This window comes from Tumidithrix elongata BACA0141 (assembly GCF_036349135.1).
Lineage (GTDB): Bacteria > Cyanobacteriota > Cyanobacteriia > Pseudanabaenales > Pseudanabaenaceae > Tumidithrix > Tumidithrix elongata.
This window is the reverse complement of record NZ_JAZBJZ010000064.1, coordinates 19,562-28,886: the sequence shown is the minus strand read 5'-3', so window position 1 is coordinate 28,886 and position 9,325 is coordinate 19,562. Positions and strand designations below refer to the sequence as shown.

The 9,325-nt window shown below is 47.9% G+C and carries 9 protein-coding genes; 5 read left to right on the top strand and 4 right to left on the bottom strand.

Annotated elements, in window-relative coordinates; translation table 11 throughout:
* Positions 1 to 33: 33 nt before the first annotated feature.
* From V2H45_RS15475 to V2H45_RS15460, 4 genes are all read right to left on the bottom strand, one after another.
* Positions 34 to 339: a hypothetical protein gene (locus V2H45_RS15475; protein ID WP_330484555.1), complete on the bottom strand. Its 306-nt coding sequence runs from the start codon at positions 337 to 339 to the stop codon at positions 34 to 36.
* Positions 340 to 534: 195 nt separating this feature from the next.
* Positions 535 to 3,168, bottom strand: a complete 2,634-nt coding sequence (locus V2H45_RS15470; RefSeq protein ID WP_330484554.1) for an O-antigen ligase family protein — start codon at positions 3,166 to 3,168, stop codon at positions 535 to 537.
* Positions 3,165 to 4,316 (bottom strand): alanine racemase, encoded by a 1,152-nt coding sequence (gene alr, locus V2H45_RS15465; RefSeq protein WP_330484553.1) that lies wholly within the window; start codon positions 4,314 to 4,316, stop codon positions 3,165 to 3,167. Before alr ends, V2H45_RS15470 begins: the two co-directional genes overlap by 4 nt.
* 646 nt (positions 4,317 to 4,962) lie before the next feature.
* Complete coding sequence (locus tag V2H45_RS15460; protein WP_330484552.1) at positions 4,963 to 5,091, bottom strand: hypothetical protein; 129 nt, start codon at positions 5,089 to 5,091, stop codon at positions 4,963 to 4,965.
* Positions 5,092 to 5,177: 86 nt separating this feature from the next.
* Between V2H45_RS15460 and V2H45_RS15455 the strand changes: the two genes are divergently transcribed.
* The 5 genes from V2H45_RS15455 (at position 5,178) to V2H45_RS15435 (ending at position 9,305) form a co-directional block, all read left to right on the top strand.
* A complete protein-coding gene (locus V2H45_RS15455; protein ID WP_330484551.1) occupies positions 5,178 to 5,324 on the top strand; it encodes a hypothetical protein in 147 nt (48 codons plus the stop codon).
* Between the two features lie 168 nt (positions 5,325 to 5,492).
* Positions 5,493 to 6,464: an ABC transporter ATP-binding protein gene (locus V2H45_RS15450; protein ID WP_330484550.1), complete on the top strand. Its 972-nt coding sequence runs from the start codon at positions 5,493 to 5,495 to the stop codon at positions 6,462 to 6,464.
* A 49-nt stretch (positions 6,465 to 6,513) separates the two neighbouring features.
* Complete coding sequence (locus V2H45_RS15445; protein WP_330484549.1) at positions 6,514 to 7,428, top strand: substrate-binding periplasmic protein; 915 nt, start codon at positions 6,514 to 6,516, stop codon at positions 7,426 to 7,428.
* Positions 7,347 to 8,270 carry a J domain-containing protein gene (locus V2H45_RS15440; protein ID WP_330484548.1) on the top strand — a complete coding sequence of 308 codons (924 nt, stop codon included), beginning with the start codon at positions 7,347 to 7,349 and terminating at the stop codon, positions 8,268 to 8,270. The genes V2H45_RS15445 and V2H45_RS15440 overlap by 82 nt, the downstream gene beginning before the upstream one ends.
* A 30-nt stretch (positions 8,271 to 8,300) precedes the next feature.
* The gene (locus V2H45_RS15435) at positions 8,301 to 9,305 is read left to right on the top strand and encodes a diguanylate cyclase (protein WP_330484547.1); all 1,005 of its coding nucleotides are present in this window, start codon (positions 8,301 to 8,303) and stop codon (positions 9,303 to 9,305) included.
* Positions 9,306 to 9,325: the final 20 nt, after the last annotated feature.

Genomic DNA, 9,325 nt, shown 5'->3' with positions numbered 1-9,325 from the left:
AGGGAAGAGGAAAACCCTGTCCACAACTTGTTTTTATTTCCCAACAACTCTAATGAGTAAACCAGCAAAAATAGCCGTGAGAACATAGGAAACCTCGCGCTTGAAGTATCCGCAATCGCCGTGAATAGCGCTCACCGTCCATGCTGGATGGACGAGCATAAGCAGACCGGCAACGGGAAGTGTAAACCTCACCCGACGAGTCTGGAGGAAGTTGTAGGCAATGGCAATCGTGGCAACGCCTCCAAAGACTGCGCAGAAATATCCGATGGTGATGCTCTGCTGAATCGCGAACATCGCTCCTGGACCGCTGCAAGCGAGGATGAATGGGCTGTTATTCATGGTGCTCGTAATGCCGCCTAATGTTATACATTATCCAGCATTCGCTGGGTATACGTCTCTCTCTTCTCTATACGGTGATTATCATGCAACTTGAAGGAAAAATCAACAATGTTATATTCTGTTTCACAACAAGCACCACACGATGGGAAGGTGCGAAGTCAATTGATCGCAAATTGAATGGAAGTACATAAAAAGCTAGAGAGTGCCTTGAGTTGGGAAAAGATCGGTAAAGAAAGTAGAGACGATCGCATTTTCTTGAATGCTAGAGAAATCTAGAGGAATCGGTCCATCGATATGACGGCTGATAATGCCAAAGTTCTCGCGGGCGCGGCGCGGGCGCAGTTGTAAAGGACTATCCACCGCCAGAGGTTGACGCAACCATGCATCTAGACTGGGTGACCGATCCATGCGATCGCTCAAGGCTTGCACGATTAAGGCAGAAGATTGGTCGGGAAGACTGCGAGTCGCAAAGGCATAGGCTTTTTCTAAGAGCTTGAGACGCAGATTGGGGTTCAGCCATGCGGATACGACCATTTCAGCAGGAGTTTGGGGATTTTGCTTGATTTTGTCTAATTGAGGATTTTGGTTGGGCGTGGAGGTCGTAGTGGAGGTTGTAGTGGGATTCATTCCCAAGGGAATTGCTTCAGCTAGCAAAACCGCCGTGGGATTTCCAGTAGCTTTGAGTTCGTTCGATCCGCTGACATTCCCCGACCACCAGTGAAGAGCTGCCCGACTGAGTTGAAGGCTGGCTTGGAGCGAGGGATTTGGAGAGGATTTCAGCATGCGATCGTAGAGCCGATCGAGTTCTGCCATTGCCTTGGGATAGAGCGGTTGCCACTGTGGTTCCGTCCAGCGAGGACTGGTCATAAAGATCGGATCGTTGAGGGCTTCGTGGGCGATCGCTTGAATTCCCTGTTCCATCTTTCCTTGGCGTAACAAACTCACGCCTAAACCGAACGAGAGCGATCGCTTGGCGGGAACGAGTTCTAAACTGCGCCGAAAAAATTGCTCTGCTTGTGGATAGGCGGACTCGGCAAGACTGAGCCATGCCGCTGTATTGTAGCCAAATTCGTTATTAGGATTCGCGGCAATCCCTTTACGCAGCCAAGCTAAGCTCTGTTGCTGTAATTCCTTGGCTTGGGGCAATGTGGGATTTTGGAGGCCTATGTCGGCTAGGTTCCATCCCAACTGATAGGCATAGTAAGGTTCCCAAGATGTGAGGGAATACGCCTGCTCGAGTTTCTGTTGAAATTGTGCCAGATTCGTTATCGCTGCGTCGCTGCGATTTGCTTCCAAATCTGCCCTCGCCTTAGACAGATAGATAAACCCCGTATTCGACGATAGCCAAGCGAAGTTGACAGGTGCTAGCCAAGCGATCGCGCCGATAAGATAGGCTGTGGAAACCCAAGATAGCCACAAACGCGGCAGTCTGTAATTGCCTAAAACAACCAAATCCTTTGTGTGAATTTGCCCCAAGTAAGCCAAACTAGCAAATACGATCGTCAAACTGCCCGCGATCGCCAAGACATCCAATTGGTAGTCCGTAATCGCGATCGCGCCATAGGCAAGTAGGCTACCAAACAAGCTATAGGTATAGATCTGGGCTTCTGCGTTGGCGTGCCAAGTGCGAGAGAAATGGAACTTTGCAAATAGCGAGATCGCTGCCACCAGCAAAATTAGCACAGCGACAATACCCACCGTTCCCAATTCTGCCCATAGCTGCACGGGCGTACTATGCAACTGAAACATAATTTCTGCTTCTCGTCCCGCCCAGCTTGGTCGATATTGCTGATAGAGCAACGGAGCGGAACCTACGCCTGCGCCAAATAGCCAATGGTCTAGACCGATTTGCCAACCCGTATAGGCAGCGATCGCTCGAAAAAACAGTTCGCTGCTGCCCTTAAATGATTGAAGATTAAAATGAGATGGCAAATTCACGAGGCTGACAACGGATGCCTGAAGGCGTGGATTTAGAGCAATCAGACCACCTGCCACCGCGATCGCTCCCCCGCCAGTGAATAGAACCAACCAACGATTGAGCGAACTTCTCAAGACCAGCACTAGCGCCCCAAACACCAGAAATAGAACCAATCCGATCGAGCCGCCGCGAGAATTTGTCGTATAGAGATCGATCGCACCCAAAACAATTCCCGCAATCCAAAACTTGCGCCACCATCCCTTTTGTGCGATCGCTAGACCGATCAGTAAAGGGAGTGCCAGCATCAGATATCCCGCCACATAGTTCTGATGCCCTAGGGGAGAGCCATTTCGCGACTCAATATCCGAAAAGTCATAGGTGAGGTTTAAACCCAGTAAATTGATCTGATTCAGCTCAGACAGCTTAGGTAAAAAGGTTTGTAGGCTCCACAGGCACAGACTTTCCAAGATAAACCCAACATTGAGTACGCCTTGAAATGTTAGCAACCACTGCAGCGGCGATCGCGCTTGCCCTCGATCCGTTGTGGGAGAAGCAGAGAGGTTCTTAGAGCCACTATGCAGATAATTGTGCGTCACATAAATCGCCACAAAAAAGGCAAAGGCGATCAGGCTATTCCACAGAGCTTGAGCGGGAAAGGTGGCAAAAATGGTCGAGAGTGAGAGGGCAATAAATAGACCTGCGATCGCCCAGTCTAGACCGTTTCCCAGTAGATAGAAAGGAATGGATTTTCGCCAAATATTGAGTAGCCCTGCGATCGCAAAGCAACCCAGCCCCACCTGCGCGATCAGCACCCAAGGGAATTGCAGAACCTGCGTACTACTATCAGGCAACAGCGTAAACAGGATATAAAAGAGAATGCCGAGTTTGGCTAATAACCGACCAGTAATCATAGCAAATACGCAGAGGATAGCTCTGGAACTTCAACATTAATTCTCGGTAGGCGATGTTTAAAGCCGCAGAGAACTTCCCATGAGATCGTTCCTAAAATTCCCGCCCAATCATCGGCGGTCGTACCCGCCTCACCACCGAGCATGGTGACGACATCACCGACCGAAACTTCGGGGACATGGGTGACATCGATCATGGTTTGATCCATCGTAATCGTACCGACTTGGGCAACCCTTTTGCCATGGACTGCTACCGCGATGCGGTTAGACAATCCGCGTGGAATGCCATCGGCATAGCCGATCGCGACCGTAGCAATCTTCATATCTGTGGGGGCGTGAAAGGAATGACCGTAGCTAATTCCCGTTCCTGCCACAACGGACTTCACCTGTGTAATTCTGGCTTTGACTTGGATTGCAGGTAAAAGATCGACATACTTTTTGAGGTGAGGGGCGGGATAAAGACCGTAGATGCCTAGCCCGGGGCGCACCATATCGTAGTGAAGCTTGGGGTCAGTCAGCATCGCTGCCGTATTACAGAGATGAATTCGCGGCGGACAGATGCCCACGGCTTTCAGTGCCGCGATCGTCTGCTCAAAGCGCTGCTGCTGCTGCTGCATAATGGTTTGGTCTAACTCATCGGCAGTCGCCAAGTGAGAATAAATGCTGCCGATCGCCAGTTGAGGTAGCCCATGCACGAGTTTAACAAAATCTACAGCTTCGCGCCAGTCAATGCCCAGCCGAGACATGCCCGTATCAAATTTGAGATGCACGGGAATAGCGTGCTGTATGCCTGATAGGACTTCGTGAAAGATCAGCGCTTGTTTGGGATTGCAGATCGTGGGTTGGAGGCGATGCTCGGAGATCGCTTTAATTTCATCGGCACTGTTGGTGGCTCCCAAAATCAAAATCGGGGCAGTGATGCCAGCATTGCGCAGTTGAATTCCTTCAGGAATCGTGGCGACACCCAGCCAAGTTGCGCCTGCTTCGAGTGCGGCCTGACTGACAGCGATCGCACCATGACCATAGGCATCGGCCTTGACAATCGCCATCAGGTCTGTCTCTGAGGATAAGCAGCGCTTTAACTGCTGCACGTTATGCTTGATCGCAGAGAGATCGATTTCAACCCAAGCGCGATGATTTTGTTTCAACATAGGCTTCTATAACTCCACACTCCTTCTAATTCACACGAAATCCACACCAAGTATTAAGAAAACGTCAGTTTGGGATGAGAAACCCAGAACCGCTACATCTCAAGGATTCCCCCCAGCCCCCCTTTTGTAAGGGGGGAGAATTCACTTGTCCCCCTTACAAAAGGGGGATGCCCGATTGGGCAGGGGGATCAAACCCTTTGGTTCCAACAAGTTGGCTTGCTTTGTTCCGAAATCATTATCCCGAATTCACGTTAAGAAACATCCGCTATGTCACAAACATACGCTAACAAAATCAGCAGAATTGCTCAGATTGGTTGTCTATTTCTAGTGGTTAGCGTATATTAGCAAGTGTAAACACATAGAGCCCAATTACTCTGTGTCCTTAAAAATTTAGTCCACTTAGGCGATAGGAGGTGATGCCCATGCAATCAGACAGTAACAAACGTATGGGTCGTCAGGTGATCATTCTGTGCGCTGGGGCTGTTCGCTAACAGTCTGGCTCAGTTGGTGAGAGTTTGAGGCTATAGCTCGAACTTTTAACATGTTAGACCAGTTAGGGATTCCTCCCAGCAGTCTGGTTAACACCTGAAGACCCGAATTAAACTTTCATAAAAAAACACCCTTGTCTAAACACAAGGGTGTTTTTTTACAGGTAAAATTCCCCAATTCCAAATTTCCCGACTGCACGATCGGAGATTACAGCGGTGATCGCGATCGCTGCCCGACTGTGATATGTTTGCGCGATCGTGCCTGTCTCGGTCACAGGATATTTCAATAGGAACACTTACTGTAGGTATTAAGTCAGGCAATGTTAATTGGTCAGGCAATGTTAATTAATCTGGGATATGGGTGTTTAAGGCGATGGACAGTATTTTGGGGATTCGGATAAGCATTGCAGCGATTACACTTGGGATCGTTTTATTTTGTGCGCCTCAAGCTAAGGCAGATAAGCAACACCCTTCAACCCTTGACTATCAAATGCCAGCGGTGAGCGTAGAAAAGAACTAGTTTGATTTCAAGAGCAAAGTTTCCTCATGTTTGGTTTAAATTAAGGTAGGATTTTTCTTTATCCCCTGCCTAGCCAAAATCTACGAGCGAAACGATCGTAAAATTTTGGTAGCTTTCGTAACACCCTATCTGTTCTAAAATAATCAGTACTCAGCTTCTATCAGGTCTATGACTACTGAAGGTCTGACTAGCTTTGACCAAGCAAACAATTCACAATCGTCGGCCATCTCAGCCGATCAGCTAACCAAAATCTATAAAACAGGGTTTTGGCTTAACCAAAAAGTTACTTCCCTGCAATCTTGCTCGTTAACGGTGCAACGAGGTGAAACCTTTGGTTTATTGGGACCCAATGGAGCAGGCAAGACCACATTACTAAAATTGCTTCTCGGTATTGTCCAACCTACATCTGGTTCAGGGCAAATTTTAGGTTATAAACTTGGCGATCGCGCTTGTAAGCAATATATCGGGTTTCTGCCCGAGCAAGCCTACTATTATGACTACCTCACAGGTTGGGAATTTCTAGAATTTATCGGCAGTATGTTTGGAATTGAAGCCAACCTTCGTCGCCAGCGCATTGCCGATCTGCTCGATCTCGTAGGTCTGCCCCAGTCGGCTGCTCGCAAAAAGCAGTTGCGTCAATATTCTAAAGGGATGGTGCAACGGATTGGCTTGGCGCAAGCGTTGATCAACGATCCTGATATTGTCTTTTTAGACGAACCCATGTCTGGACTCGATCCCGTTGGGCGCTACCAAGTACGTGAAATTATTTTGATGCTCAAAAAGCTCGGCAAAACCGTGTTTTTTAACACCCATATCTTGGCAGATGTGGAAATTATTTGCGATCGCATCGGCATTTTAAATAAAGGCGAACTGATTGCGATCGGCACGCTCAACGAGCTACTGGGCACAGACAAAACCTACCAAGTCAGCGGCTATGGTGGCAGTGAAGCCGAGCTAAAACCTTGGCTCCTGCATTTTGAGGAACAAGGGGATATGTGGCATGGTCAGCTAGAAGGCGATCCGCAAAAATTTCTAGAAATGCTCGCAGGCATCAATGCCAAAATCATTAGCATGAACCTCTCCCGTCAAACCCTCGAAGAGTTTTTTATCGAACAAATTCGGGGCGGGGCAAAATCTTAAATTTAAGTCCTAATCCTAATTTAGCCCTCTCATTTTATTTACGGAACCAATGCTCAGTCGAACTTCTCGTCGCAATTCATTGCTCCCCAATGTTTCTACCCTGATTTCACATTTTGCTCTCTATACGGGCATCTGCGTTAGTTTATTTGCTGCACCTGTCTTTGCCGATGGTAGCTTGGCATTGGTGACAAGGCGCGGGAACCTACGCGTGGCGATCGATGCCTCGATTGGGGGACCTTACCTGTTTTGGAATGCCAAAACGCAGTTTTATGATGGGTTTGAGTTGGAGATTATCCAAGAAATTGCCAATCGGCTCAAAATCGAAGCGCGCCCCATTAATACGCCTTGGGCAGGGCAACCCGAAAGTTTAGAATCGCGTCAAGTCGATCTGATTTTTAGCGTCCGAGAGCAGGGGGCACTGACGGGTGGAGCTAGTAAGGACAAGTTTGCCGAAACAGTTCCCTATTACCGCAGTTCTCAACGCCTGCTGATTCGTAAAGATACACTTCGTCTGACGACCCTACGAGATTTAATTGGTAAGCGCGTTGGTGTCGTAGCGAACAGCGGTGGAGCCGCTGTTATAGAAACTTATAATAGAAACCGAGGTAATGCCATTCGGTTGTTTTCCTCCCGCGATCTCGATCGCATGGTGACCCAACTACGCGATCGGCAACTCGATGCCATGTTGCTCGATGAGCCCGTTGCCATGTGGCAAGTCAGAAACAATCCAGACCTGACTGCGATCGGTGCTCCGTTGCTACCTATCAGTTTGGTTGCGATCGTCAATAAAGATGATGAGTCTCTCAAAAAAGCCGTAGATGAGGCTTTAACCCAAATGCGTCAAGAGGGTACACTTGAAAAAATACTTAGGAGGTGGAACCTATGGGAAAACCAGAAATCTTTAAAATCAGCCGAGGTCTTGCCAGCTATAAGCTCCCTGATTACTATGCAATTTTGGGGTTAGCAATGACCACCGATGCTGCACATGTCCGCAAAAAGTTTTTACAGCTTGCGAAAGTTTTGCATCCAGATGTATTTGGTCGCACTGCCGAAGAAAAAGAGCTAGCCACCAACTATCTGTCTAAAATGGTTAGCCCTGCCTACCAAACCCTGCATAACGATCGCGAAAGAGGCGAATATCTTGCAACACTACGTCTATTTGCGCAAGGACAAAAACAAAAGGCCGAGCAGCCCACGCTAAAATCTGAATTAGCCCAAAAGCTATACAAATATCCCCACAAGACGACTTACACGAAATTTGTCGAGGAAATTTCCCCTCTGCAATACAAATCCTTAGACAAAATCCTCCAATATACCGAAGACCTCAGCGAATTAAATTTGGTCTACCTTTTGACGCAACAAAGCCTCGTATTTAGTAGCGCTAGTTCTACGCCAAGCGCCACCAGTGCGTCTCCTCCCTCGACTACAGCGAGTTCTACTAGTACAGCCGAAGTTTCTAGACCCCCTGCTCAGTCACCTGCTACGCGCAGCATCCAAATGGCAGAACTCTTTATTAGTAAAAAGCAATGGGCAGATGCGCTAAAAGAGTTAAAAGCTGCCGAAAAGCTCGATCCTAACAACGCCAAAGTGTTTGGCATGCAGGGGCTAGTCTATATGAACCAAAATGTTGCCATGATGGCAAAGACAAATTTCCAAAAGGCGCTGAAAATCGATCCCAAAGAGCCTATTTCTTTGAAATATATCAATCAGCTTAACAGCAGCACCTCAACCCAAGCCGCCAAACCTCCTGCAAAACAGCCCGATAAAAAAAGTGGTGGTGGGCTATTTGGCTGGGGCAAGAAGTGATGATTTAGTACTCTTTTTCAAGTAAACCGTTTGGATCTCCACAGTCTTAATTACCGTCGCCACCAATTAAAAGTCCTCGTCATTGATGACGATACGGTGACTGCAAACTTGGTGTCTCAATGCCTGAGCGAAGATGGTTATCTAATTGACATCGCCACAACTGCTGAAACTGGTTGGGAGAGAGCCCTTGCTACCCAACCAGATGTGATCGTTAGTAGCTGGTCTTTACCTGATATCTCAGGTTTGGCGTTATGCCAGCGGTTCAAGGCAAATCAGGAATATCCCGAGCTAAGATCCACCTATTTTATTTTGCTTACCCTATATGCCAATTACGAACGTCGCCTATTTGGGCTAGATGCGGGTGCAGATGAGCTATTGACAAAACCTATCGATCCCGCAGAGCTAAGAGCCAGAGTTAGAACGGGGTTGCGCCTTTGTCTGCTGTCTAAAGCGCTGGCATTGGCGAACCAAAAGTTACTAACAAGCAACAAATTACTCACATCTTTAGATTTAACCGATACGCTTACGGGGGTTTTAAACCGTCGGTCTATGAGCAGAGGGGTGGGTTATCTATTGGAGCACATCGCCCAAGCCGCAACTGCTGGCGAGGATCAAACCTATTTGAGCGTTTTGATCGTTGATATCGATCGCTTGCAACAGGTAAATGCTCAGTACGGTCATGCCGTAGGGGATGAAGTTTTAACAGCGATCGCGGGACGTTTGCAAAATGCCTGCACTCCTAGTAGTTTGCTCTATCGCTATGGCAGCGGCATGTTTGTTTGCGTAACCCCAGACTGCGCGCCTGAAGCAAGTAAAAATTTAGCCAATCAGCTCGTTCTTGCAATCAATAGGAATCAGATCGCGCTCTCGGATGGTTTACATTTATCGGTGACGATCAGTGTTGGGGGAGCAGTTTATGGATCGCTGGATGGTGCGATCGGCACAAAAGAATTGCTAAATCGGGCTAAACACGCTCTCAATTTAGCAAAGCAGTCAGGGAAAAACTGTATGCGAATGTATGATGCAAAGGCATGAAATCGAGTTTTGTTTCTATC

Bases quoted from the DNA above. Each gene is read 5' to 3' on its own strand.
- V2H45_RS15475 (WP_330484555.1), bottom strand. From the start codon at position 339: ATGAATAACAGCCCATTCATCCTCGCTTGCAGCGGTCCAGGAGCGATG.
- V2H45_RS15470 (WP_330484554.1), bottom strand. From the start codon at position 3,168: ATGATTACTGGTCGGTTATTAGCCAAACTCGGCATTCTCTTTTATATC.
- alr (WP_330484553.1), bottom strand. From the start codon at position 4,316: ATGTTGAAACAAAATCATCGCGCTTGGGTTGAAATCGATCTCTCTGCG.
- V2H45_RS15455 (WP_330484551.1), top strand. From the start codon at position 5,178: ATGGACAGTATTTTGGGGATTCGGATAAGCATTGCAGCGATTACACTT.
- V2H45_RS15450 (WP_330484550.1), top strand. From the start codon at position 5,493: ATGACTACTGAAGGTCTGACTAGCTTTGACCAAGCAAACAATTCACAA.
- V2H45_RS15445 (WP_330484549.1), top strand. From the start codon at position 6,514: ATGCTCAGTCGAACTTCTCGTCGCAATTCATTGCTCCCCAATGTTTCT.
- V2H45_RS15440 (WP_330484548.1), top strand. From the start codon at position 7,347: ATGGGAAAACCAGAAATCTTTAAAATCAGCCGAGGTCTTGCCAGCTAT.